This window comes from Halomonas sp. GT (genome assembly GCF_002082565.1).
Lineage (GTDB): Bacteria > Pseudomonadota > Gammaproteobacteria > Pseudomonadales > Halomonadaceae > Vreelandella.
In genome coordinates, this window is record NZ_CP020562.1 from 3,869,299 (window position 1) to 3,895,601 (window position 26,303).

The 26,303-nt window shown below is 54.2% G+C and carries 24 protein-coding genes; 5 read left to right on the plus strand and 19 right to left on the minus strand.

Translation table 11 applies throughout. The features are described 5' to 3' along the window. Positions 1-140: 140 nt before the first annotated feature. The 7 genes from B6A39_RS17485 to B6A39_RS17515 form a co-directional block, all read right to left on the minus strand. Complete coding sequence (locus B6A39_RS17485; protein WP_083007585.1) at positions 141-1,934, minus strand: methyl-accepting chemotaxis protein; 1,794 nt, start codon at positions 1,932-1,934, stop codon at positions 141-143. Positions 1,935-2,231: 297 nt separating this feature from the next. Further along, positions 2,232-2,864 (minus strand): urease accessory protein UreG, encoded by a 633-nt coding sequence (gene ureG, locus B6A39_RS17490; protein WP_038479289.1) that lies wholly within the window; start codon positions 2,862-2,864, stop codon positions 2,232-2,234. Between the two features lie 23 nt (positions 2,865-2,887). Then, entirely contained in the window at positions 2,888-3,610 is a 723-nt protein-coding gene (locus B6A39_RS17495; RefSeq protein WP_083007586.1) for an urease accessory protein UreF, read from the minus strand. Continuing rightward, complete coding sequence (locus B6A39_RS17500) at positions 3,600-4,160, minus strand: urease accessory protein UreE (RefSeq protein WP_083007587.1); 561 nt, start codon at positions 4,158-4,160, stop codon at positions 3,600-3,602. The genes B6A39_RS17495 and B6A39_RS17500 overlap by 11 nt, the downstream gene beginning before the upstream one ends. 155 nt (positions 4,161-4,315) lie before the next feature. Continuing rightward, positions 4,316-6,031 (minus strand): urease subunit alpha, encoded by a 1,716-nt coding sequence (gene ureC, locus B6A39_RS17505; protein WP_083007588.1) that lies wholly within the window; start codon positions 6,029-6,031, stop codon positions 4,316-4,318. Beyond that, positions 6,028-6,348: an urease subunit beta gene (locus B6A39_RS17510; protein WP_009723132.1), complete on the minus strand. Its 321-nt coding sequence runs from the start codon at positions 6,346-6,348 to the stop codon at positions 6,028-6,030. Before B6A39_RS17510 ends, ureC begins: the two co-directional genes overlap by 4 nt. 38 nt (positions 6,349-6,386) lie before the next feature. Continuing rightward, positions 6,387-6,689 carry an urease subunit gamma gene (locus B6A39_RS17515; RefSeq protein ID WP_009723133.1) on the minus strand — a complete coding sequence of 101 codons (303 nt, stop codon included), beginning with the start codon at positions 6,687-6,689 and terminating at the stop codon, positions 6,387-6,389. 373 nt (positions 6,690-7,062) lie between these two features. On the opposite strand from B6A39_RS17515, the gene B6A39_RS17520 reads away from it, so the two are divergent. From B6A39_RS17520 to B6A39_RS17540, 5 genes are all read left to right on the plus strand, one after another. After that, complete coding sequence (locus B6A39_RS17520) at positions 7,063-7,998, plus strand: AraC family transcriptional regulator (RefSeq protein ID WP_083007589.1); 936 nt, start codon at positions 7,063-7,065, stop codon at positions 7,996-7,998. Between the two features lie 127 nt (positions 7,999-8,125). Further along, the gene (fauA, locus tag B6A39_RS17525; RefSeq protein ID WP_083007590.1) at positions 8,126-10,270 is read left to right on the plus strand and encodes a TonB-dependent alcaligin siderophore receptor FauA; all 2,145 of its coding nucleotides are present in this window, start codon (positions 8,126-8,128) and stop codon (positions 10,268-10,270) included. Between the two features lie 7 nt (positions 10,271-10,277). Continuing rightward, complete coding sequence (locus B6A39_RS17530; protein WP_083007591.1) at positions 10,278-11,255, plus strand: iron-siderophore ABC transporter substrate-binding protein; 978 nt, start codon at positions 10,278-10,280, stop codon at positions 11,253-11,255. Then, positions 11,252-12,283, plus strand: a complete 1,032-nt coding sequence (locus B6A39_RS17535) for a FecCD family ABC transporter permease (RefSeq protein WP_083007592.1) — start codon at positions 11,252-11,254, stop codon at positions 12,281-12,283. The genes B6A39_RS17530 and B6A39_RS17535 overlap by 4 nt, the downstream gene beginning before the upstream one ends. A gap of 3 nt (positions 12,284-12,286) precedes the next feature. Then, positions 12,287-13,306, plus strand: coding sequence for a FecCD family ABC transporter permease (locus B6A39_RS17540; RefSeq protein ID WP_083007593.1), 1,020 nt, complete (start codon positions 12,287-12,289; stop codon positions 13,304-13,306). Here B6A39_RS17540 and B6A39_RS17545 read toward each other — a convergent pair whose 3' ends face one another. From B6A39_RS17545 to B6A39_RS17600, 12 genes are all read right to left on the minus strand, one after another. Beyond that, a complete protein-coding gene (locus B6A39_RS17545) occupies positions 13,307-13,582 on the minus strand; it encodes a DUF3325 domain-containing protein (protein ID WP_083007594.1) in 276 nt (91 codons plus the stop codon). After that, on the minus strand, positions 13,579-15,093 hold the full coding sequence (locus tag B6A39_RS17550) for a PepSY-associated TM helix domain-containing protein (protein ID WP_198036738.1): 1,515 nt from the start codon (positions 15,091-15,093) through the stop codon (positions 13,579-13,581). Before B6A39_RS17550 ends, B6A39_RS17545 begins: the two co-directional genes overlap by 4 nt. A gap of 19 nt (positions 15,094-15,112) precedes the next feature. Further along, a complete protein-coding gene (locus B6A39_RS17555; protein ID WP_083007596.1) occupies positions 15,113-15,394 on the minus strand; it encodes a hypothetical protein in 282 nt (93 codons plus the stop codon). 97 nt (positions 15,395-15,491) lie between these two features. Next, complete coding sequence (locus tag B6A39_RS17560; RefSeq protein WP_083007597.1) at positions 15,492-16,376, minus strand: urease accessory protein UreD; 885 nt, start codon at positions 16,374-16,376, stop codon at positions 15,492-15,494. Between the two features lie 181 nt (positions 16,377-16,557). Next, the gene (locus B6A39_RS17565) at positions 16,558-17,925 is read right to left on the minus strand and encodes a diguanylate cyclase (RefSeq protein ID WP_083007598.1); all 1,368 of its coding nucleotides are present in this window, start codon (positions 17,923-17,925) and stop codon (positions 16,558-16,560) included. A 182-nt stretch (positions 17,926-18,107) separates the two neighbouring features. After that, positions 18,108-18,818 (minus strand): urea ABC transporter ATP-binding subunit UrtE, encoded by a 711-nt coding sequence (urtE, locus tag B6A39_RS17570; RefSeq protein WP_083007599.1) that lies wholly within the window; start codon positions 18,816-18,818, stop codon positions 18,108-18,110. Beyond that, a complete protein-coding gene (gene urtD, locus B6A39_RS17575; RefSeq protein ID WP_083007600.1) occupies positions 18,818-19,654 on the minus strand; it encodes an urea ABC transporter ATP-binding protein UrtD in 837 nt (278 codons plus the stop codon). The genes urtE and urtD overlap by 1 nt, the downstream gene beginning before the upstream one ends. Next, positions 19,651-20,796: an urea ABC transporter permease subunit UrtC gene (urtC, locus tag B6A39_RS17580; protein ID WP_083007601.1), complete on the minus strand. Its 1,146-nt coding sequence runs from the start codon at positions 20,794-20,796 to the stop codon at positions 19,651-19,653. Before urtC ends, urtD begins: the two co-directional genes overlap by 4 nt. 3 nt (positions 20,797-20,799) lie before the next feature. After that, the gene (gene urtB / locus B6A39_RS17585; RefSeq protein WP_083007602.1) at positions 20,800-22,413 is read right to left on the minus strand and encodes an urea ABC transporter permease subunit UrtB; all 1,614 of its coding nucleotides are present in this window, start codon (positions 22,411-22,413) and stop codon (positions 20,800-20,802) included. Between the two features lie 101 nt (positions 22,414-22,514). After that, complete coding sequence (urtA, locus tag B6A39_RS17590) at positions 22,515-23,867, minus strand: urea ABC transporter substrate-binding protein (RefSeq protein WP_083007603.1); 1,353 nt, start codon at positions 23,865-23,867, stop codon at positions 22,515-22,517. Between the two features lie 385 nt (positions 23,868-24,252). Next, complete coding sequence (locus tag B6A39_RS17595) at positions 24,253-25,752, minus strand: tripartite tricarboxylate transporter permease (protein ID WP_083007604.1); 1,500 nt, start codon at positions 25,750-25,752, stop codon at positions 24,253-24,255. 49 nt (positions 25,753-25,801) lie between these two features. Further along, positions 25,802-26,284 (minus strand): tripartite tricarboxylate transporter TctB family protein, encoded by a 483-nt coding sequence (locus tag B6A39_RS17600; RefSeq protein ID WP_083007605.1) that lies wholly within the window; start codon positions 26,282-26,284, stop codon positions 25,802-25,804. Between the last annotated feature and the right edge of the window lie 19 nt (positions 26,285-26,303).

Below are 26,303 nucleotides of genomic sequence, written 5' to 3' on the forward strand. Positions count from 1 at the left end.
CCGTTAATACTGAGCTGAAATGCGTTGATATGAACAAGGGGCTTGCCATGTGGCAGCCCCTTTTTTCTATTTCACCTGTTGGCTACTGCTGGCTTTTTAACAACGTGTGTTTTCAGCCAGCAGTGAGCATAACGTAAGGCTTAGAACTCTTCCCAATCGTCGTCGCCTGCTTTAACAGGGGCTTGCTTAGAAGAGAGCGCGGGGCGCTTGAGTTCCTGGCGTGTACTTGGCGCACCAGAAGGCAGTGCCTGACGCGGTTGATTTAACGCCGGCCGTGTCGATGAAGTTTGTGGCTCATCGTCGCCAAGCACGAAGGTGTTGATCAGCTCATTAAGGTGCTCAGCGTGACGGCGCATATTGGCCGCTGCCGTGGTGGATTCCTGTACCATGGCGGCGTTTTGCTGGGTCATGGTATCCATTTCCGCAACAGCTGTATTGATCTGGCCAATACCGCTGCTTTGCTCCTTGGCGCCAGCCGTAATCTCACCGATCACATCGGTCACCTTCGAGACACTTTCAACAATGTCATGCATCGTCGCACCCGCCTTACGCACTAGCTCGGCACCGGTGTGGGTGTGCTTAACAGAGCTATCAATCAGCGTGCGGATCTCTTTCGACGCGTTACTAGAGCGGCTAGCCAGTGTGCGTACTTCTTGCGCGACGACCGCAAAGCCACGGCCATGTTCCCCCGCCCGTGCGGCTTCCACCGAGGCATTAAGTGCCAGAATATTGGTCTGGAAAGCGATGGCATCAATCATGGTGATGATTTCGCTGATACGCGTCGCCGAGTCGTTGATATCGTGCATCGTCCGCTCGACCTGTCCCATGGCTTCTTCACCATGGTGGGCTACTTCAGCAGTAGACTGCACCAGCTGATTGGCCTGCTGGGCATTATCTGCACTGTGATTCACGGTCGAGGTGATTTCTTCCATGGAAGCCGAGGTTTCTTGCAGATTGGCTGCGGCCTGCTCGGTACGGGTAGCCAGTTCCTCGGAGCTATGGGAAATTTCTCCCGCTGAGTGATAAACACTCATTGTGCTACGGCGCACATCACGCAAGGTTTCCTGCATGCGCTCAACAAAGGCGTTGAACTGAACCGCTAGGTTGCCAACCTCGTCATTACTTTCTACCGCTAGGCGGCGGGTCAGGTCGCCACGGCCTTGGGCGATATCGTGCATAGCGCTGGCGGTGCGTTTAATCGGCCCTACAGTGCGGCGGACAAAGCCAAACGCGAGCAGTGCCACTGCAACTAATAAGACAGCCCCCAACAAAATAGCGAACAGGATAGACTGGCGTAGATCCGCGTTAGCGGCCGCCTCAAGTTCAGCAACCACTGCATCAACATCGGTGACGTAAACCCCAGCACCGATCATCCAGCCCCACTTTTCTAAACTCTCTACATACGAGTGTTTCGGCTCAATTTCACGGGTGCTTGGGTATTCCCATAAGTAGCTATGAAAACCGCCACCGTTCTTGGCAACCTGAAGAATATCGCGAATAAGGTAATTTCCGTCTGGGGTTCGTACGTCCATCATGTTGGTACCTTCACGCTCTGGCGCAGGGGCCGTCACGACATTGTTACCATCGAAGTCGTAGATAAAAACGTAGTTATTACCTTCAAAGCGCATAGCGCGCACGATCTCTGCTACCTGCTGTTTGGCTTCCTCATCATTGGCACCTGCTTGCTCATAAATAGGGGAAATGGCGGTCGTTGCCACTTGAACAATGTCGCGCACTGCATGGCGGCGCTCTTCAATCAGCACCTCACGCTGATTCGCCAGCGTCTCGCGGGTGTTTTGAATGCGCTCATAGGCGTTAAACGCGACTAACCCTGCGGTCACTATGAAAAGCGGCAGTAGGACAAGCGTCAGCACTTTAGCCTGTAAGCTTAGGCTTCTTTTTGGCGGAGTCGAAGAAGAAGGAGGAGTAGCCATAAAGTGTTTCTCAGTAGGTCATCGGAAGAATTTTTAATAGTTTTATGCATTTTTTATCGACCTAACCTGTGTCAACTTTAACCACTTCGCGTATTTTTTTGTTTATGAACAGCAAATTAACGCTCAAAATTGAGCTTTCATAACCTGCGTTAAGGTTATCTTTAGCCTATCCAGTCACTGTAGGGGTGTGGTGGCCAAGGACGGCCCGTTTTAGCAAGCCGCTAGCCACGTTTTTTTGACTGCTCTGCCCCCTCTTGGGGCAGGGCAGTTTTTTATTGGGGGCGATTTTCGCAACGCTTATGCCGTTGCTGCCTGTGGCCGACGCTCATCCAGCATGCCTTTATCGAGAATAAAGCGGATGATCTCCTCAAGCCCAACGCCATCGTAGAGGTTGGTGAACACAAAGGGACGCTCGCCGCGCATTTTCTTCGAATCCCGCTCCATTACCTCAAGAGAGGCATGTACCTGCTCGGCAATATCAATCTTGTTGATAATCAGCAGGTCTGACTTGGTAATGCCTGGCCCGCCTTTACGGGGGATCTTATCGCCTGCGGAAACGTCAATCACGTACAGCGTGAGATCGGAAAGCTCAGGGCTGAACGTCGCAGAGAGGTTGTCGCCACCGGACTCCACCAGTACCAGCTCTAATTTTGGATGGCGGGCATGTAGCTCGTCGATGGCCGCCAGATTCATTGAGGCATCTTCACGGATGGCGGTATGCGGGCAACCCCCGGTTTCCACACCTAGGATACGGTCAGCAGGCAGCGCATCGTGTTTGAGCAGAAAGTCGGCGTCTTCGCGAGTGTATATGTCGTTGGTTACGACAGCGATATCATAGTAATCCCGTAGTGCCGAACAGAGCTGCTTGAGCAGCGCGGTTTTACCGGAACCCACCGGGCCACCCACACCTACACGTAAACAGTGCGTCATTGTCATCTCCTACTCATAAGCGTTTAACTTCTAAACAAGCGTGAATATTGTGTTTCGTGCAGAGCGCTTGCCAGCGCCACGCCGGGCAGTACCGGGCCAAGATCATCATCTTCTAGCAACAGTGCCTGGTCGACGGCCGCCACCAGTTCCCCGCGCAGCTGTTCAATCACCCGCTGGGCGGCGGTATGGCCCAGGGGAAGTGCTTTGCAGGCCACTGCCAGTTGGTTTTCCAGCCACGCCCAGCCAAACCCTAATAGCGCTTGGCGCGGGGGCACACGGCGCATAAAAGCGGCGTAGCTAAATAGCGTCACATAGCCTGCATGGGCAGGTAATAAAGGCGGCAGACAGCCTTCACTTCGCTCATCCTGGCAGGGTAATAAGTCCAGGCTGCCCAGCAGACGTTTGAGTGAAGCGCCCAAGCGGCTATCCTCAGCGGCTAATTCAGCGGTTTCGCGGGTGGCGGCTAGCCATTCGTCCCACTGAGCGATTGCATCGCTGTCCTGCTGCTCAAGGGCGGTGTAAAAGCGCGCGATCAGCGGCAGTTCACAGCGGGTTAGGCCATCTTCCAGTACGCCAGAAAGCCACTCAGAAAGGCTTTGCTCATCACTTACCCAGCCTAGCTCAAAGGCACTTTCCAATCCTTGGGAAAACGCAAAGGCACCAATGGGCAGCGCGGGGCTGACCAGTTGCATTAGCCCTAGCAGGGCTAAGTCATGGCTTTCTGGTGCGGCATGCTCAGTGGGCATGATGATGCTCATGCGTGTGTGAATGATCATGTGGATGCTCATGGTCGTGGGAGTGCCCATGACTATGAGAATGACCTTGAGAATGCCCTTGTGAATGCCCGCCGCCACCTACTTGGTTATAGGCGCCTGGTTCTGGGTCGAAGGTGGCGTTGTGATGCTCAAGCTCAGCCCCCAGTAGTTCCGCCAGTTCTTCTAGCACATGGTCGGGTGGAAAACGCACCCAGCCACCCTTTTCGTCTTCGCCCAGCGCCAACTGTACATGGCGATTGCCAAGATGATACGCCAGCCGCGCCAGGGGTAAGCCGGTGCTAACTCGCGCGGTCACCACCGGCTCGATGGCGGCACGTATGCGCACCACCTCCCCACTCTCAGCTTTTAAGCCTTCGCCATCGCGCAGCACCGGGCCACGGTCTAGAAACAGGCCCAAGGCTTGGCCGCTGTCGCTGTCCGCTTTTAAGCGCCCGCGAATGCGCAGTTCGAAGGGTAGTGTCAGCGTGTCGCTGGCGGCACGCTCTTCCACCGGCCCTAAACGTTCTATCAGTTTCAGCATCTCTACCGTCCTTTCGCTATCTATGAGGCTGTGCCGGGGGTAGGCCTACGAGAGGGCGCTGTGAATACATCCCTGTACGCTACTTTTGCCATCCATGGCAAAAAACCCTCTCTTCGGCCTCCCCCGTCACCTCTACCTAAATGAAATAGCCCCAATTAAAACAAGTGATAACGCTGGGCTAGTGGCAGTTCGGTGGCGGGCTCGCAGGTGAGTAGCTCGCCATCGCAGCGCACTTCATAGGTTTGTGGGTCAACGGTGAGCTCTGGGCAGGCGTCGTTGAGCTTCATATCTTTTTTACGCACGCCGCGCACGTTCTTGCACGCCGTCAACGTGCTGTGCAAGCCCAGGCGCTCTTTAACCCCCGCATCAATGGCGGCTTGGCTCACGAAGTTGAGCCGTGTCTGGCTGGCGGCCTTTCCAAACGCCCCAAACATAAAGCGATAATGCACCGGCTGAGGGGTAGGAATAGACGCGTTGGGGTCGCCCATGGGCGCTGCCGCAATCATGCCGCCTTTTAAAATCAGGGAGGGCTTTACGCCGAAGAATGCCGGCTTCCAGAGTACTAAATCCGCCAGCTTGCCAACTTCGATAGAACCTACCTCATGGGCAATGCCGTGGGTAATCGCGGGATTAATGGTGTATTTGGCGATATAACGCTTGGCGCGCAGGTTATCAGCGCCCAATGCTTCATCTTCAGGCAATAAGCCGCGCTGCACCTTCATTTTATGGGCCGTTTGCCAGGTACGGCAGACCACTTCGCCCACTCGTCCCATGGCTTGGGAATCCGAGGCAATCATCGAGATCACGCCCAGGTCGTGGAGAATATCTTCGGCGGCGATCGTTTCACGGCGAATACGTGAGTCGGCAAAGGCCACGTCTTCGGGAATGTTGGGGTCCAGGTGGTGGCAGACCATCAACATATCCAGGTGTTCGTCGATGGTGTTAACCGTATAAGGCCGCGTCGGATTAGTGGAAGACGGCAGCACGTACTCTTTGGAGCAGGCGGTCAGGATATCCGGCGCGTGACCGCCGCCTGCCCCTTCGGTGTGATAGGTGTGAATGCCGCGCTCTTTAAATGCCGCCAGGGTGTCTTCCACAAAGCCGGACTCGTTGAGTGTGTCGGTGTGGATCGCGATCTGCACATCGTACTTTTCTGCCACGCTGAGGCAGTTATCAATGGAAGCAGGCGTGGTGCCCCAGTCTTCGTGGAGTTTGAGCCCCATGGCACCTGCTTCCAACTGCGCTTCCAACGCTTCCGGCAGGCTGGCGTTGCCTTTGCCCAACAGGCCAATGTTCATCGGCAGGTCGTCCACCGCTTGCAGCATTTTGCCAATATGCCAGGCTCCAGGCGTACAGGTTGTCGCATTAGAGCCCGTTGCAGGACCAGTGCCGCCGCCCAGCATGGTGGTCACGCCGCTCATCAGCGCTTCTTCTACCTGTTGGGGGCAAATAAAGTGAATATGCGCGTCAATACCGCCAGCGGTGAGAATCTTGCCTTCGCCTGAGATAATTTCAGTGCCGGGCCCAATCACTATATCCACATCCGGCTGAGTGTCGGGATTACCTGCCTTGCCAACCGCGGCAATGCGCCCGTTTTGCAGGCCGACATCGGCTTTAACAATGCCCCACCAGTCTAAAATCAGCGCATTGGTAATCACCGTATCCATCACCGTGGCGTCGTTAAGCTGGCTTTGCCCCATGCCGTCGCGGATGACCTTACCACCGCCGAATTTCACCTCGTCACCGTAGTGGGTAGCGTCTTGCTCCACTTCGATCCACAGCTCGGTATCGCCCAGGCGCACGCGGTCGCCCACGGTGGGGCCGTACATATCGGCGTAGGCTTGCCGACTGATTTTGTTAACCGGTTTCATTGTTTATCTCCATCGAGCGCACCCATCACATCGCCACGGAAGCCGTAAATTTCGCGCTTACCAACGAAGGGAATTAGCGTGACCTCGCGGGTCTGACCAGGCTCAAAGCGAATCGCGGTGCCTGCTGCGACATCTAAGCGAAAACCACGGGCTTTGCTGCGATCAAATACCAGCGCGGGGTTGGCTTCAGCGAAGTGGTAGTGAGAGCCGATCTGAATGGGGCGGTCGCCGGTATTGGCCACTTCGACGCTAATCCGCTCGCGGCCCACGCATAGCTCAATATCACCGTCTTTTAACTGGTACTGTCCTGGAATCATTGGGCCGGAAATCATGGCAGCCTCCTGGTTGCTGACGACTAGTTGATTGGCGTGTGAACGGTCACGAGCTTGGTGCCATCCGGAAAGGTGGCTTCTACCTGCACCTCATCCACCATTTCCGCCACGCCATCCATGACGTCATCACGGCTAAGGATTTCACGACCGTAGCTCATTAAGTCAGCAACACTTCTACCGTCACGGGCGCCTTCGATAATTTCGAAGCTGATCAGCGCCACGGCTTCGGGGTAGTTAAGCTTTAGGCCGCGTGCTTTGCGGCGCTCGGCAAGCTGGGCAGCAGAAAACAGCAGCAGCTTATCTTTGTCTCGTGGGGTCAGTTCCATGGGGGCTCCATTGGCTTGATCAGTGGGAGCGCTCAACAGAAACGACGGTGCAGGATTCGGAACAACGCTCCCAGACTATCGAAACCGAGCACGCCTATTTGAAGCAATACAGCGCAACCGCCGTACCAAAATGGTGAATATGAAAAATAGTTATTATTATTCAATAGTTTGAAAAATATCGACTTTCTCTTATTCGCACCAAAAGTGCACCACGCTAATTAACCAACCCTTTAATCGCACCAAAAAAGTGCAACAAAACTCCCCGTTTAGCACTTACTACCAAATAGAAATAAAACACATTACTATTTGCACGCGTCTTTTAAATAAGGCTTTTGTTGAGCCTCTATTTCTACATCAGGTTGAGACACACCACGTGACCATCAGCACCCGCTATACCGTTGATCATTTTTTGGGCTACGGACGCCGATACAGTATCGATTACTGCTTTCCCATCACCTCCAACGCTGCCTGTACGCCGAAAACATCGATCGCTCAAGGACGTGTAGAAGACGTTAGCTTAGCGGCGGGTGTGGAACTTTTTATTTCTGATTTGGAGGTGCTGCGACCTTATCAATCGTTCTCTAAGGGTAATACCGACCTGCTGATTGTGGTGATGTTAGAAGGCTGCGCACATTTCGATATTGATGGCAAAAAGCGTTGGATAACAGCAGGGGAAGCTTGCTGGCTAAGGCTGGATACAGGTTTAACGCTAAGCGCTTTTCATCCTGCTAATCAACGGCTTCGCACGCTATGCCTGTCGCTCGACGCATCAGCGATGCACGCTTGGTATGGTGCTCACATCTCATCGGCATCCCCCCATGTCTGGCAACTCAGCCCTGGGTTACAGCTAACCATCGATGAAGCGTGCCGTGCTTCCAGTAGCGCTGAGTCACAGCGCATGCGCTTTCAGGGTTTAGCACTGCAAATCATCGCCCAGGGGCTGGACTGCCGTTCGCCATACACAGCTAACAATGGCGCACTGTATCGGCAGCGCTTGGCGCTAATACGCCGCTGGCTGGATGAAGAGCCGTCGTTTGACCATACGCTGCAACGCTTAGCGGATCGCGCGGCCATGAGCCCAAGTACGCTAATGCGGCATTTCAAGATGGCTTATGGCCTAGCGCCCATCGACTATTTGCGGAAGCGTCGGCTTTCGCTAGCCCGCGAGCTGCTGCTGAGCGGCCACAGCGTTCAACAAGCGGCACATTTAAGCGGCTACCGTCATGCCAGCAACTTTATTACTGCATTCAAGAAAAACTACGGTATCTCGCCGGGTGCTTTGACAGAAAGTTCCCTTAAACGCCCCTAAAACGAGACGGCTGACGTTTGCGCATAATCAATTGCGCGGCGGGCATAACCACCCGCCCACCATAAGTGGAATAATTCTCATTATGAAATACTAACTATTGGCAACATCCACTTTGGAAAACCGCTCCATGCCATTTTCATATCGATCAACATGCACTGCGCTTATTCTTTCCTACCCGTTGCTTGCTTTCGCTGAAGCTCCTGACGAAACATTGGACAATTTGCTCGTCACCGGTGAGCGCCTCAGCACCAGCAGTGAGGGCACTCAACGCTATACAGTTCCCGCTAGTCGCAGTGCGGTTGGGCTGTCATTAACGCCACGCGAGACCCCCCAATCGACAAGTGTTATTACTCGCCAGCAGATCGACGACCGTGCGGTACAGACAGGCGGTGATGTTTTAGCCCAAGTACCCGGTGTTTCGCCAAGCCGAGCTGACAGTAACCGAATTAGCTATGCCGCGCGTGGCTTCTCGATACGTAGCGTGCAGTTTGACGGACTCAGCATTCCGCTCAGTGGTTTTTGGAATTTTGGCGATACCGACTGGGATGCTGCGATTTATGACCGTGTTGAAGTGGTGCGCGGGGCAACCGGTTTATTGACCGGCGCTGGTGAACCTTCGGCAAGCGTTAACTTTATTCGCAAACGTCCGTTATCCGAAGCCGCTGCGTCTGTTTCCGCAGGCATCGGCCGTTGGGATCGTCGCCGCGCCACTGCGGATGTGTCTGTACCGTTAAGCAGCGACGGCACAACAGGGGCCCGCTTTGTCGTGGCCAAAGGTCAGAACGATAGCTTTATCTCTCATCTCGAAGATGACCATGAAACACTTTACGGTGTTATCAGTAGCGAGCTTACCCCCGCTACTCAATTAACCGTAGGGGTTGAATATCAGCACAACGAGACGGTTGGCGCAGGGGCCAGTGTCCCGGCTTTTTATGCTGACGGCAGCCGAACGGACTTTGACCGCAGCGCATCTAACAACACCGACTGGTCAACGTTTTACAACGAGACCACGCGCGTGTTCGCTGACCTTAGTCACCAATTGGATAACGGCTGGACGTTACGCGCCGCCGTTAGCCATAACGATGGTAACTATGGCCTAGAGTACCTTTATCGCGGCGGTTTCCCAGACAGGGAGACAGGCCTTGGAATGTCCAGCTCCTTCTTGAATTACCGCGGCAACCGCACTCAACAAACCGTGAACATTACAGCCGAAGGTGATTTCAGCTTATTTGGCCGCCAACATGAGCTGGGCTTTGGCTGGATGCATAACGAAGATGACTTTGAGATAAAACTGGCCACGCCAGTTGGCACACCGCCTTCCGCGGGCAGTTACTTTAATTGGCGAGACAGTGTGGTGGCCAAGCCTCAGTGGGGGGAATTCAGCAGCTCAGACAATATGCAGGTAACGCAAAGCGGCGGCTATATGGTGTCGCGCTTTTCGTTGAGTGATCCGCTTAATCTCATTCTTGGCGCACGCCTGAGCGATTGGGAATTGGATCAGACTTATTATGGGTCTGAGCGGCAATACCGATACAGCAACGAAATAACGCCTTATGCAGGCATTATCTACGATATTAATGACTATGCCTCTGTTTACGCGAGTTATACCGAGATTTTCCAGTCTCAGAATGCCCGGCGTGAGGATGGCTCTCTGCTGGATCCTATTCAGGGTCGCAGCTATGAGCTGGGCGCTAAGGCAACCCTTCTGAACGGCCAATTGGATAGCAGCATTGCACTGTTTAGAACAGAGCAAAACGGTGTAGCCGAAGCCATTCCTGGCGTTGATGTGATCGGCCAGCCTGGAACCTCAGCCCACCGCAGTGTTGATGGTAATCAGGTCAATGGCGTAGAGGTCGAATTGATTGGCGAAGTGGCCTCTGGCTGGAATGTGAGCGCCAGCTACACGCTAGCCAATGCAGAAAATTCCGACGGCGAGCGTACCAACACGACCCATCCGCGCCAACAGATCAAACTGTTTACCACCTACCAACTGCCGGGCGCATGGAGTGGCTTAACATTGGGCGGCGGGGCACGTTGGCAAAGCGATATTTGGCGGAACACATCTAGCCCCAATGGCCAGGTTAAGGTTGGGCAAGACGCTTACGCCGTTGCTGATCTGATGGCACGCTATCGCTTCAACGATCAATTAAGCGCGCAGTTGAACATCAATAACGTGTTTGACAAGGACTACTACGAGCAAATTGGTTTCTACAGCCAGTATTGGCTTGGCGAACCGCGTAGTGCCGTCATGTCAATCAACTGGGATTGGTGAGAAGCTAATGATGCTGCGCTCATTCATCACGCTGCTCATTGCGGCTGCCCCCATGACGGGGGCAGTGGCTGATGCCTCTCTCTTTCCCGTTGTCATCCAAAGCCCACTGGGAACAGCCACTATTGACGAGCCACCTCAGCGCGTCGTTACCCTTGGCGTTGGTGCTGACGACATTGCTATTTCACTTGGCATTGTGCCGGTAGGCATCAGCCGTGCAGAGTGGGGCGGCGATGAGGACGGCTATTGGCCATGGGTACGAGATGCTCTGGAAGCACAGGCAACGCCGCTACCCACGACGATTACGCAATACCCCGAGCTGGATGTTGAAGCACTGCTCGCGCTGGAGCCGGATGTCATTTTGGCGCCTTCCAGTGGTGTTCCAGACGCCATTTATGATCTGTTGTCGCCACTGGTGCCCATTGTCGCTTACCCGGAGCGCCCTTATCTCACCTCTGTCGATGAGCAGATTGAACGTATTGCAGAAGCGCTTGGCGTGCCGGCGGAAGGTGCTGCCTTAATGCGTCATCTCGACACATCGCTGAGGACTGCAGGCGAGGCTTACCCAGGCCTTGCGGAGACCACTTTTGCTTATGTACGACCCGACCCAGCCTCTGGAAATGTCTCCGTGTATTTAGCAGATGACCCTCGCGTTGGCACGCTGACAGGCCTTGGGCTTCAGTTGTCACCAACGGTTGAAGGCCTATCACCAAGCGGCAATCACTTTGCGCACTACCTAGGGTTTGAGCATCTTCCCATGCTGGAAGATGTCGATTTAGTGGTCTCTTGGTATCACAGCGAAGAGCAGCGCGATAGAGTGGCTGAGCTACCGCTTTTTGCGTCTTTGCCAGCCATTTCACATGGCCGCTATCTGGCGCTGACCGATCAACCATTAATCGTTGCTAGTTCTGCCGGTTCGCCACTAGCGACTCAATGGATGATCGAGCGGCTATTGCCACGCCTTGCCGAGGCAGCTGAACGGCGATGAATGCTGAAGCTGGCATGGTGAACGGCCTATCTCCTTCTCTATCTCCTTCTTTACGGCAGCGAACACGCTGGCTGGCAGGGCTAATAGGGGCGATGCTTCTGTTTGGCTGGGTCAACCTCTCGGTGGGAGCAGAACACCTTTCCCCTTATCAAGTATGGCGGGCGCTTCAAACGGCAGGCCCCAGCTACGCCAACGACTTAGTGGAAGCTCGTCTCTCACGCACACTGCTCGCTATCGCTACCGGCGCTGCGCTTGCCGTCGCCGGTACGCTGCTACAAAATTTGACCCGCAACCCGCTTGCCGAGCCGGGGCTTCTGGGCATCAATGCAGGCGCAGCCGCGTCTCTGGTCACCGCTGGCTTGGTGCTTGGCTCGTTGCCTGCAGGCGCTTTTTGGTTAGCGCTACCTGGTGCGCTTATAGTGGCTGTTTTGGTAGGCGTTCAGAGCGCTTATCGCCAGCATGACCCATCACACCTGCTGCTGTTAGGGGCGGCGCTTAACGCCGTTCTATTTGCCTACGTACAAGCCATTACCCTTACCCACCCTGCCTTATTTGCCAACTATCGCTTCTGGATCGTTGGGTCCATCAATGGGCATACGCTAGATGAGGCCCAGCGGCTATTTGGCTGGATAGCGGTCGGGCTAGGCCTGTCGTTTATCCTCCCGCGCTTTTTGCACGTCCTACAAATGGGTGACGGCGTGACGAAAGCGCTGGGACTGAATGCGGGTTGTTTGAGGCTGGCGGTGCTTAGCGGTAGCGCGTTGCTAGCGGCAATTTCAACCGCCACAGTAGGCCCTATCGCCTTCGTGGGCTTAGCCGTGCCGTTATTGGCCAAAAAAATTGCCGGTCATTACATTTATTGGCAACTTGCCATCGCGCTGGTGATGGGCCCCCTAATGATGATACTCGCAGACCTGCTCGCACGCCTTTTGCTAAGCCCTTCTGAAATCATGACTGGGATCCTGACGGCGCTGCTAGGCGCGCCATTTCTATTAGTCGCTTTGCGCATTAACCAGCGCGCTGTGTGAGCCATGATGAAACGCTTTAATACGTTACTGCCAGCCCCCCGTCGTTTGCCATCCCTAGCTTTAGCCCCCTACATGTTGGTCAGCATCATCGCTTTAGGGCTATTACTTGGTTCTCTGATGCTGGGAAGCCAAGGACTTAGTAAAGAAGCGCTTGGGCACCTTATCCAAGGTAATGCGACACCGTTTGAACAGTGGCAGGCGTTTACGCTGCGCTTACCCCGGGCATTCGTCGCGCTGTGTGCTGGGTTTGCGCTAGGCGTATCGGGTGCCCTGTTTCAAGGCATCACCCGTAACCCATTAGGCAGTCCCGACATTATCGGCCTTACCGCCAGCGCTAGCCTCGGAGCACTGCTGGCAAGCAGTTGGCTGACGGGCATTGTCTCTACCACGATGGGGGCCGCACTGGGTGCGATCATCGGCACGCTAGCGGTCTATAGCGGCTCTGGGCACGGCTTTCGCCACCCCTCTTCAATGATTATTGCTGGCATCGCTATCAATGCCTTAGCCCTAGCAGGCGTGCAGCTAAATTTGACGTGGCTGGGCCAAGAGCAAGCGCGAGATGCGATGATTTGGCTTAGCGGTAGCTTAGCAGGACGCCAGTGGCACGACCTTTGGCCAATGCTTAGCCTGTGCTTGCTGTTACTGCCCGGTATTGTGCTGATAGCGCCCCGGCTGCGCCTTATGGCACTTGGCGATCCAGTCGCCAAAAACCTCGGCGTTAACTTGGCAGCATCACGCTTATTAAGTGCCGTAATGGGGGCTTTTCTTGCGGGTGGCGCGGTTGCGACGGTAGGGCCGATTGCGTTTGTATCCCTTGCCGCGCCCCAGTTGGCGTTACGCCTTTGGCGAAAACCCGGGCCTCTCCCCTTAGCGGCAGGTGTGGTCGGCGCCCTACTGCTATTAGCGGCAGACTTAGCGGCTCAGTACTCATTGCCTTCTGGGGCGTTACCCGTCGGTGTTTTAACGGCTGGGCTGGGCGGTGTCTATTTGGTTTATTTATTAAATCGCCAGCGGCGGGGGTAATTACGGCTGCTGGCGGAAACGCTCAAACATCGCCAGACCAAGAAATACCACTCCCGCCGAGATGCTTAGGCAACCAAGCCATAGCGTTATTGCCAGCCCTGTGCTCCAGGTTTCCATTGCCAACCAAAGCGGCCAACCAAGTATCGCGCTGCCCGCCCAGAACCAAGGTTTTTGTTGAGCAGGCTTAAGGCCACAACGGCGTCGATGGCGGCTATCCGATAGCGCAATTAATGCAAAACCCAGCGTACAGAGTGCCAGAATCGTGAGGAGCATCATGACGCCACCTGAATAGTCTGCACACGGGTGCTCGCTTTTTTAGCGGCTCGTCTCATTTGCCATACGATGATCAGCGCGCTGACCAAGCAGATCAGGTCAACGCTAACACGCTGCCAGTTACCTGCAACAAGATCACCTAAAACACGATAGGAAGGAACCAAGAGATTCAGTATTGGCAAGCAAAGCAACAAGATAACGGTCAGTGTTAACTGCTCCCGCCATGCCTGCGAGGCCGAGCGCCTGAAGACAGCGTGTAGCAACGCGAGCAGCCAGGCGGCAAAGAAAAAATGAATTTCCCATTGGGCACGCCCACTAAGCGCCACCGGTAAAAGTCGGTTGCTGGCTAAAAAGACCAACACGGCAATCGGCATGCCCGCCAGCGTCGCTATGTTAAGCCGCTCGACACACCAGATCCCCACCACACTGCCCTTCTTGTGCTTACGCTTTGACGTCCATAGCAATAGTCCGGTTGCCACCATGCCACACCCAGCAGCGCCCAACGCAAAATAGATCCAGCGCATACCCCAGTCGGCAAAACGTCCTGCATGTAACCCCACCATGACGCCGTGTGCTTGTTCATCAACACGTTGCGACTGCGTTTCTGCTAACAACGCGCCCGAACTTGCCTCATAGATACGTTGTGGGCGGTGTGCGGATAACGCCTCGTAAGCACTCTGCCAAACTACGACACGCGCGCCCGCATCGCCAGGGTGGCTGACCCTCAGGGACTGCACCGGCTTGTGCCAATGCGATTCAGCATCACCGACTAGTTCACTTAGAGCATGTAACGCTGCAGGCTGCCCAGTGGCTGAGTCAGAGAGGGGAAAGGCATGCAGTTCACTGGTCGCTTGGCGACGCGCGTCAGCATCGGGAAACGCGTGTTCTACTCCCCAAGGCATATAGAGCGACATGAGCGTTATCAAGCCGGTATAGGTAATCATTAGCTGAAAAGGCAGCGTTAACACAGAAAATGCATTGTGAGCATCTAGCCAGCTACGGGCGCCCTTCTGGGGTCGGAAAGCAAAAAAATCCCGCAGAATTTTTTTATGGGTTATCACGCCGCTGATGATTGCCACGAACATCATCATGGTGGCGATACCAATGATCCAGCGACCATAAACGGCGGGGAGGTGATGCAATTGAAAATGGAATCGGTAGAAAAAATCACCCCCACGCGTTTCACGCGGGGTTACCAACGACAAAGTGGTTGGGTCAAGCACCAACTGCTCTCTCCCATCCTCCCCAAACCAAACGGCTGTCGAGACCGACATGCGCTCATTAGGAAAGGTAATCTGCCAGCTTCTCGCCGATGAGGCATGTTCAGCAAGATAGTGCTGCCAGTAATCAGCCAGACGTCGGTTATCCCACTCAGCGTTCGCGGCGACACTCGGCAGCTCGGGCTGCATCCATAACGAGATACTCTCTTTGAAGTAACTCAGTGTTCCCGTCAGAAAAACGGCAAACAGCAGCCAAGCAGCTAACAAGCCGCACCATGTGTGCAGCTGAGCCATATTACGCCTCACGCTGCGCTTAGTGGATACCATAGTTAGCCACCAATAGAAGGCCGCAAGCGGCTAGACCGATAGCCCCCCAAAGGCGAATCAAACTCGGCGCGATGAATGACCAGGTCGCCACGCCCGCCCAAATAATGAAGCTCCCCATCATGCCGATACGCAGAGACATCATGATATCTAGCGGTAAGCCAAGCGCTGCCACCGAGAACAGTGCAGCGACTATATAGCCGCCAAGCGTCGCGGCCAGGATGCGTAAGATAAGCAGCCAATACGAGGAGGGTAAAACGTTGAGCAACATGGTGCATCTCGGTGCAGGTCACAAAACAACACTTTAATGCAAAAGGTTTTCATTTGCATTAGTGGAGGTAACTTATTTAGCACCTGCTGCACAACGTTTAGGTTAACCAAATGCGCGGCGTGTGGGCGGCACGTGAGATCCAGCGCGGACGTAATAGGTGCCAGGCCTGTTCACACAGCGCCCAGGCTTCATTACGGGAGTTTCCAAGGTAGCGTAGCAGCAGAACACCATGGCGTACGGTAACTGCCCAGCGTGGGTTGTCCGGCAGCGCTTCGCGTAGTTCATCAATCGCCGCACCGGCATCTTCTAAACCAACCGCCCACAGCGTGGCTTGCACCGTGGCGCCCCCCTGCCCCCAGCGCCCGTTAAAACGCGGATGTACAGGGTCCAACGGTTGGCGTTCAAGCCACAACGGCTTGCCATCTAGGGTTAAACGAAAGTGCTGCTCAATGCGGCCTGTTACATAAGGAAGCTCACTGGCAGGGCGACCCAGCGCCATGATTTCCCAGCCCAGGCAGCGGGCGCTGCCATGCAACGCAATATGGGTTCGCTGAGTGCCTTTGGAGCCATCAAAGGCAATGGTTTCCTGGGGCAGCCATTCAAGGATGCCGCCATCATCCACGTTCAGTTCGGTATCTTGATTCCAGGCGACGCCCTGACTGTCAGCTTTATAAAGCTTGTTCGCCGCAGGCGTGGTGAGTAGCGCGTGGGCGCCACGCTCGATGTGGGCGCGAATCGTCAGTGCATCACCGCTAACCAAGCCACCGGGCGGGTGAAGCACATACACATGGCAAGCTTCTGTGCTGCCTTCTGGGTAAAACGGGCGTTGTACTCGTAGAGGTCCTTGATGACGGGCCTGCACCAACCGGGTTGTGCCCTCACGGTTAGCAAAACGAAGCGCCAGCGATGCCGCCCAGTGACGTTCGCCATCAAAGCGATGACCTGAGCCAGCAGCGGGTGTCGCAAGTTCACACAGAATCATGGGCGCTATCGCTTCCTGTTGATAAATATTTCAACTTGAAATGCAAGGAATGCGCCAAAATGGTGAAAAATGTGAATACACTGCCAAAGCGCCCGTTTTAGATGAACAACGGCACGTTCATTCTGCCCATTTCGCACCAAAAAGAGTCAATACAGCGGTAGATCGCACCGCAATTGAACATTTATGTATTTTGCACAATTACCCGATCACGCCCACCCCGCTTCGCTTGGTACAAAGCTTGATCAGCGCGCTGTATCGAACGCTGATAATCAGGATGACCGTCGTGAAGCGTAACACCTACGCTGACAGTCACGTTCAATAGTGTATCAGCGGCAGCTAGCATGGGTTCTTTGGCCACTGCGCGACGCAGGCGCTCGGCAAATAGTCGACTGCCATCTTGATCAGTATCGACCAATACAATTAAAAACTCTTCGCCGCCCATACGGAATACATAGTCACCGCCCCGAGTAGAGCGATCGAGTATACTCGCCACCTGCTGTAGCACATGATCGCCAGCATCATGACCATGGGTATCATTAATCGTCTTGAAGTGGTCTATATCTACCATGAGCAGGGCAAAGCGTTTTTCTGAATGGCGAGCAATTTCAATTTCCCGACTCAGCACCACGGACAGAAACTTACGATTCAACAAGCGCGTCAAACTATCGCGTCCCGCTTCTAGCCCCGACGCACGCTCGAGTACGTCATCTAGCAACATGAGAATAGTGCGCGCCGCATCGCGAATATCACTCAGGGCATTAAGCCGCTGGCCCATGTCATCCTGACCCAGTGCAACAAGCCACTCTTGATCGACCTGACGGATATGTCGCGAAATCGTGGTGATTTCTGGCGCGCCTTCAAAGGCATGGCAGGCTTTGTGAAAATACCACAAGCCAAATTCCGATTTGGAAAGTTTGGGCAGTGTTGCCGTTTCCTGCTGCGCGGCAACGGCAAACATTAGTGTATTTTCCCAGTTCAGTAACGCAGAGCGCTGACGCTCGCGTTCATCACCAATATTCTGGGTGAGCGCGAATAGCTTGTAGGCTTCTTCAGTGCGCGCATTACGGTCATTGGCGACGGAGTAGGCGTGGCTCATTATCTCCATGGCCATATCGATATGATCTGAGACGTAGACGCAGGCATCACCTGGCGAAAGAGGTGCTGTTAGCGTGGCGTTAATTTGTTGATAAAACGCTTTTTTTAGCTGCCTTGCCCCGTTAAGCACCAAGTTGACGGGGATATCGACGCGGGCATGCACATGCCCCACCTTCTCCTGCTGTTCTACCAAGGCGTAAAAATCGGCATGCTCAACGGCAAACATTGCCTTCAGCCAGCGCCGCATAGACGGATTTAAACGCTCTCGCACCTGATCATTGGAGAGAAAAAGCGATGCATGGGGGTCTTCCAACATTACCCCATAAAAATGATCCGCAAAGCGGTCACAGTGGTGCTCTACCAGCGTTTCCACTGCTTGGCGCAGCAATAGTGGCGTGCGCTCTAAAAGCACTTGCCATTCGTCGGCGAGCTGATATTTATCTTTATAGCGCATTGCGCACCCAATTATTATTACGAAGACAAGCCATCTTACACGCAAAATAATAGTGCCAATGCTTACTCAGCGCAGGGTTTTAATAATAAGCCCGCCATTGCCTTGAGTGAGGCAACATTGTGAATAAGGCAACGCTGTGAATAAGACAGTGGCGGACGTCAGTGAAACCAGCTGTGGATAACTTAAACGGTCAAATGCTGTTTGATCAGTTCGTTGGAAAGCTCAGCGATCTCGCCTTTGGCGACCGGTCGGCCGCGATCCATAATCACAAAGCGGTCGGCGTACTTGCGGGCAAAGGGCAGCTTCTGCTCGACCAGCAATACCGTTAAGCCATCCTCTTTGATCAGTTGGCGAATCACCTGACCGATTTGCGCCACAATATTGGGCTGAATACCTTCCCCTGGCTCATCCAAAATCAGCAGCTTGGGCTCTATCACCAGCGCACGGCCAATGGCCAGCTGCTGCTGTTGCCCACCGGACAAATCACCGCCACGGCGATGCTTCATCTCTTTTAAAACAGGGAACAGTTCATAGATACGCTCGGGAATTTTTCTCAGCCCATCACTGCGTGCTGCCAAGCCGGTGCGTAGATTTTCTTCCACGGTGAGCAGCGGAAAAATCTGCCGCCCCTGGGGGACAAAACCAATGCCCAAACGGGAACGTGCCTCAACGGCTTTCTTCGTTAGTTCAACCTGACCTTCTTTACCGTTGTGATAGCGTAGCTGGCCACTCTTTACAGCCACTTCGCCCATAATGGCTTTCATCAAGGTAGTCTTACCCACCCCGTTGCGGCCCATCACACAAGTGCACTGGCCTTCAGGCACATCGAGATCTAAATCCCACAGCGTGTGGCTTTCTCCGTAAAACTGGTTGAGTTTTTCAATCGCCAGCATTAGGCAGCCTCCTCGTCGTCCGCACCCAGATACACCTCAACCACGTTGGGGTCGCTTGAAACCTGATCCATACTGCCTTCCGCCAGCACGCTGCCTTGGTGCAACACGGTCACTTTACGGGCAATAGAACGTACAAACCCCATGTCATGCTCTACCACGACCACCGACTGCTTACCAGCGAGGCCCGTCAACAGCTCTGCGGTACGCTCCATCTCCTGTTCCGTCATCCCGGCAACGGGCTCATCCACCAGTAGCAGGCGCGGGCGCTGCATTAACAGCATGCCAATTTCCAGCCACTGCTTTTGGCCGTGGGAAAGAATCCCTGCTGGCTGGTAGCGCAGCTCGGTCAGGCCAATCGTTTCAAGTACCTCATTGATACGGTCTTTAATTTCACCCGTCATGCGGGCCGTCAGCGTGGGGAAAATACGCTTGTCGGCGGCCATCGCCAACTCCAGGTTTTCAAACACGCTCAGCGCTTCAAATACCGTAGGCTTTTGGAACTTACGACCAATCCCCAAGCTGGCGATATCCGGTTCATTCATTTGCAGTAGATTATGACGGCTACCAAACCACACGCTGCCTTCGTTGGGGCGCGTTTTGCCAGTAATGATGTCCATCATGGTCGTTTTACCGGCCCCGTTAGGGCCGATAATGCAGCGCAGTTCACCATCATCAATGGTTAGGTTTAAGTTGTTGATTGCCTTGAAGCCATCGAAGCTCACCGAGACATCTTCCATATACAGAATCGGGCCATGACGCACATCTACCGGTGAGGCCTGAGGTGCCATAAAATCAAACACCCGATCCCGCGTGGTTAGCGATTGCAGCAAGCTCATGCGGTAGCCTCCTTCGGCAAGGTCTCGGATTTTTTGCGGCGTTTTAGGTGGAGCAACAACCCCGCCACGCCTTTGGGTAGAAACACGGTGACCAAGACAAACATCGCGCCCAGGGCAAATAACCACGCATCCGGCATCACGCCAGTGAAAATTGTTTTGGCGTAGTTGACTAAGATCGCCCCGATAACCGCCCCATAAAGCGTGGCACGGCCACCCAGTGCCACCCACAGCACAATTTCAATCGAGAAAATAGGCGAGAACTCACTGGGGTTGATAATCCCTACCTGAGGAACATAAAGCGCGCCAGCCAAGCCTGCCAGCATGGCGGAAACCACGAATACAAATAGCTGGAAGCGTTCGACCCGATAGCCAATAAAACGCGTGCGGGCCTCGGCATCCCGGGTTGCCACGCACACTCGACCTAGTTTGCTGGTGACAATCGCTCGACACAGGATATAACCCAGCGCCAGCGCAACGCCGGTGGCAATAAACAGCCCTAAACGTGTGTCGTTACTGCGCAGGTTGAAGCCCAGCAGCTCGCGGAAATCAGTCAGCCCGTTGTTGCCACCAAAGCCCATCTCATTGCGGAAGAATGCCAGCATCAGGGCAAAGGTCAGCGCCTGGGTAATAATCGACAAATACACCCCAGTGACCCGCGAGCGAAACGCTAAAAAGCCGAATACCAATGCCAATAACCCAGGGGCTAACAGCACCATGGCAAACGCAAACCAAGCCATATCAAAACCGAGCCAGTACCAGGGCAGGCTGTCCCAACTGAGAAACACCATAAAATCCGGCAGTACCGGGTCGCCGTAAGTACCGCGGTCACCAATTTGGCGCATCAGGTACATGCCCATGGCGTAACCGCCAATGGCAAAAAACGCCCCGTGGCCCAGGCTCAAAATACCTAAATAGCCCCATACCAAATCCACCGCCACTGCCAGCAGCGCGTAGCTTAAGTACTTGCCGAACAGGTTCACGGTGTAAGCATTGACGTGCAGCGGGTGGCCTTGGGGCACCGCTAAATGCAGTACCGTGACCAGCAGCAGTGCGGCAAACAGCACCCCAAGAAAAATCTGCGTGGCCCGTTCGCCAAACGGGCGGGTTAGCCAAAACTGGCTTGAAGATGAGTGCGTCATCATAGGTTAGCCCTCCGCAGCCCGGCCCTTCTGCGGGAAGAGTCCACGCGGGCGTTTTTGAATAAACAGAATGATAAATACCAGCACGATAATTTTGGCCAGCACGGCGCCTGCCCAGGGTTCCAACACTTGGTTGATAATGCCCAGGGAAAGCCCGGCCACCAACGTGCCCCACAGGTTACCTACGCCGCCAAACACCACCACCATGAACGAATCAATAATGTAGTTCTGGCCCAGATTGGGGCCGACGTTGGTAAGCTGTGATAACGCAACGCCTGCCAAACCTGCGACGCCAGACCCTAACGCGAAGGTCATAATATCGACCCGGGTGGCGCGGATACCCATTGAACGTGCCATGGCGCGGTTTTGGGTCACTGCGCGCACTTCAAGCCCTAGGCGCGTGCGGCGCATAATCAGCATCAGCGCGGCAAACACCACAAGTGCAAAACCGAGTACAAACATACGATTAAGCGTCAGCGACAGGGCGTCGTTAATCACTAATGAACCGCTCATCCATTCGGGCGTTATGACCGTCCGATTTAGCGGTGAAATCACCGTTCGCACCAGCTGTTGTAAAATCAGGCTGATACCGAACGTCGCCAGTAGGGTTTCCAACGGACGGCCCTTCAGAAACTGAATAACGCCTCGCTCAATGGCAATACCCACAAGCGCAGCCACCATAAAGCCCGCGGGAATCGACAGAATTAGCGCCAGCCCTGGCTGGCCGGGCAACAGTTGCTGCATCATCCACGTGGTATAAGCACCCAGCATGATTAGCTCACCATGGGCCATATTGATAACGCCCATTACGCCGAAGGTAATGGCCAAGCCAATCGCCGCCAGCACTAACACCGAGCCAAGCGAAAGCCCAAAGTAGAGCGTTTCTAAACCACGATTAATTTTGAGATTCTGCTCAATGCTGATCAGCGCTTCATTGGCGGCATCGGCAATAATAGGGTCATCGCTATTAGCTGCCCGACTAAGCGCTACGCGAACACGTGGGTGCAAACTGCCTCGCAGCGTTTCAACGCCTTCAAGCTCGCCGCTTTCAACCTGGTAAATCGCCAGCGCCTGGGTAAGCCTACGCATTACCTCAGCATCTTCTTCCTCAGCGATAAGTTCATTGAGCGGTTCAGCCAGCTCTTCATCGACCTCACCCAGTAGTCGGCTGGCTGAAGTACGACGGCGCTCAACGTTTGGCGAATACAAATCCACTACGGCAATAGCGCTACGTAACTGATTACGCAGTGCATTGTTAATGCCAATACGATCTAAGTCACGCCGAGACATTTCTCCAAGTGGTTCACCGGTTAACGCATCTGCAACTGGCCAATCGCGACCTTGATTATCGAGCACCACCACAAAACGGCCGCCGTCAGTGCGCTGCAAGCGTCCATCCAACAATGACTGCAGCCAATCACGCGCGCGCTCGTCATCGCTTTGCAAAATAGCGATAATCGCTTCGCCTTTGGCTGGATAAGAACGCACATCTAGCGCTTCTAGTAGCTCAAGTGCCGCTGCGTCATCAGCCTCAGCGGTGCCGCTTGTTTGTGCCTGGGCGGTAACTGTGACGCTTAACAACAGCAGGCACAGCAACCCTAAGGAAAGGAAACGCCTCATGGGGTTCTTCCTTTGGTTATATTAGAAACAGTGATCTAAAAAAGGGAGGTAGCGTGCTCCCCCACCACTCAGCGTTTAACCAAGCAGCGAGGGATCATCATTTACTCAGCGAGGGCGGCTTCGGCTTCTTCCGCTGCGGTGCTACCACCACAAGAGCCGTTCACCACGTTGAAGTTGCCGCACTCCATGGGCTTGCGCCAATCGGCAATCAAATCACGTGAGCCAGGCAAGTAGTCAGACCATGCATCGCCCGCCACGGTAGAAGGCGTTTGCCAGACGATATCGAACTGACCATTGTCTTGAACTTCACCAATCAACACCGGCTTAGTGATGTGATGGTTGGGCATCATCGCCGCATAGCCACCGGAAAGATTAGGTACAGTGACACCGATAATCGCGTCTTTCACCGCATCCACGTCGGTAGTGCCTGCTTTACGCACCGCTTCCGCCCACATGTTGAAGCCAATGTAGTGCGCTTCCATGGGGTCGTTGGTGACGGCCTCTTCGTCGCCGGTGTAGTCAATCCAGGCGTCGATAAAGTCGTAGTTGTCATCAGTATCGACGCTCATGAAGTAGTTCCAGGCCGCCAAGTGGCCGACTAACGGACCCGTATCAATGCCGGTGAGTTCTTGCTCGCCTACAGAGAAGGCGATGACCGGAATATCGGCAGCATCAATGCCTTGGTTAGAGAGTTCGGTGTAAAACGGCACATTGGCATCGCCGTTAATCGTTGAGATAACAGCCGTGGGTTTACCCTCTTCACCAAAGCGGCGTATTTCTGACACGATATTCTGCCAATCTGAATGGCCGAACGGCGTGTAGTTGATCATGATGTCCTCATCAGCGATGCCATGCTCATCTTTGAGGAAAGCTTCGAGAATACGGTTGGTGGTACGCGGATAGACGTAGTCGGTACCCACCAGCGCAAAGCGCTCGATGCCGACTTCATTAATCAGATACTCAACCGCAGGAATCGCCTGCTGGTTGGGGGCGGCACCGGTATAAAAGACGTTTTCCGAGGACTCTTCACCTTCATACTGCACTGGGTAGAACAACAGGCCGTTAAGCTCTTCCACTACCGGTAGTACTGCCTTACGGGAAACGGAGGTCCAGTTGCCGAAGATCACGTCGACCTCTTCTTGCGCCAGTAGCTCTCTAGCACGCTCGGCAAATAGCGGCCAGTTAGAGGCTGGGTCGACAACAACCGCTTCAAGTTGGCGACCCAGCAAGCCACCCGCGTCGTTTTGCTGCTCAATAAGCATCTCAACGGTGTCTTTGAGAACAGTCTCACTGATCGCCATCGTGCCTGAAAGTGAGTGAAGAATACCGACCTTGATCGGATCGTCATCCTGGGCGACGGCTTGTGTACTGGCTCCCATGACGGCGGCGGTCATTAAGGCAGTAGCGAAACGGCCAACGGTATGAGGGTGTGTCTTGCGCTGCAATGTGGTCACTTGAACCTCCTTGCGCCCCTTATGACGGGGCTCGTTATTTGAGCTTCGCGGCCAAGGCTTCCCGTTATGTAACGTGGGTACGGCCATTACGGGGCTTGGTGCATCCACTAGCCCTTAGCTTTTGCAAGGTTTGCGCCACACTACAAAAAGAAACATTAAAAAATTTAAAATCAAAAGGTTGGCTTCAAAAAAAGCAGTCCCATCTTCGCCGGCCGCACTATCGTGGCGCGCCAACATCCAAAAAATGCACGCTGTTTATGCACCACAACGACACCTCGCACCAATAGGGCGCTTTCTATCTCCCACACCTATTGATCTAACCAATTTTTTCCACAAAAAAAGCGCCCTAGGAACCCCTAGGGCGCTTTACACGCATGTTTGTGTTCTATTCAGCAGTATTCAAGCGCTTAGTGCGGCGCTTTTTCAGCAACGGCAAACCAAGCGATAGCACCGCGATAACCAGTAACGACAGGGAAATTGGTTTGTCGATAAAGGTCATCCAATCACCACCGGAGATCTGCAGCGCACGGCGCATGGACTCTTCCATGATGTTGCCTAGAATGAGCGCCAAAATCAGCGGCGCGGCGGGGAAACCGAACAGGCGCATCCCTAGGCCAACCAAGCCAAAACCAAGCAGCAGTAATAAGTCGAACACGCTGAAGCTCATGCCGTAAACACCGATCATGCAGAAGATCAAAATCAGTGATAGCAGCAGCGGCTTGGGCAGATCGAGAATCTTAGCGATCAGCGGAATCAGCGGCAGATTAAGCACCAGCAGGAAGATATTGCCGATATACATACTGGCGACCACGCCCCAGAACACATCCGGGCGCTGCTCAAGCATCATCGGACCAGGATTAACGCCCATCACCAGCAATGCGCCAAGCAGTACGGCGGTGGTGCCAGACCCCGGCACACCCAAGGTTAACAGCGGTACAAACGAACCGGTGCACGCCGCATTATTTGCTGCTTCCGGCGCTGCAACACCCTTAATGTTGCCTTTACCAAAGGTATCACCGTCTTTGGCAATCCGTTTTTCCATGCTATAGCCAAGAAACGAACCAATGGTCGCACCTGCACCCGGCAGAACACCGGTAAAAAAGCCCAATACTGAACTGCGGCTAACCGGCCCGGCAATCTGCTTCACTTCACTGCGGGTCAATTTTAACGAGCCAATCGCATTGCGCGGCGCTTCTTTACCGCCACCACCCCGCAGTAACATGTAAAACACTTCGGCCAAGGCGAAGATACCCAGCGCCACTACCAGAAAGTCGATACCGTCAAGCAAGTGGGCAGAACCAAAGGTGAAGCGCTCGGTGCCGGTTTGCATATCAATCCCGATGATCGAGATCATTACCCCAATCACGGCCGCAATTAATCCTTTAACCAGTGACTTATCGGATAGCGACACAACCGCTGTTAGCCCCAGTACCATCAATGCGAAGTACTCAGCAGGGCCAAAACTCACCGCGACTTTGGAGAGCAGTGGCGCAATCAACATCAAGAAGACAACGGAGATAGTACCGCCAACAAAGGAGGAATAAGCGGCAATGGCTAGCGCCTTACCTGCCAACCCTTGCTTGGCCATCGGATAGCCGTCAAAAGAGGTCGCAACCGTTCCCGCCACGCCGGGGGCGTTAAGCAAAATAGATGAGGTGGAGCCGCCGAAAATAGCGCCGTAATACACCCCGGCCATCAAGATCAGCCCTGAAGAAGGCTCCATAGCGAAGGTAATCGGGATCATCAGCGCCAACGCGCTGATCGGCCCAAGGCCGGGCAACATACCGATAATAGTGCCAGCAAAGACACCGGCAAAGACGTAAGCGATATTAATAGGCTCAAGCGCGATGCCAAAGCCATACATTAGATTGTTAAAGGCATCCATGGGAGTGTCTCTCTTTTAAACCCGCTAACAGTGGGCAAGCGCGGCTTGGTTAAAACGGCAGCACGCCAGTGGGTAGGTAAACATCCATTACCCGCGTCATGGTCAAATACAGCGCCAACACCACTCCAAGTGATGTTGCCAGATTGACCCCATGGCGGCGGTAGCCGTAGTAAGCCGTTAGGCCAACACACAGTAGCGTCGAGGCCAGCACAAAGCCCAGCGGCACGAGCAGGAACGCGTAGGCAGCAATGGCGATGGCGGTGACGATCACCCGCGCCCAAGGCGTTAGCAACAGCGGCCCTTGGGTTTCGGCTTGATCAATCTGATCGGTACCCGCAATAGGACCAGGACGCTCAAAAAACAAGCACGCCGACAGCAATAGCAGGGAAACACCTAACACTTTTGGAAACAGATCAGAATCCACTGGACGGGGCAGCGGAAAGTTTGGAATTTGCCAGGCCATTGCCAGATAGGCAGCCGCCACTAACGCCAACACAAGCGCTAGCCATTGGTTGGTATTGAATCGAGTCATGGGAAAGCTCTCCGAAGAT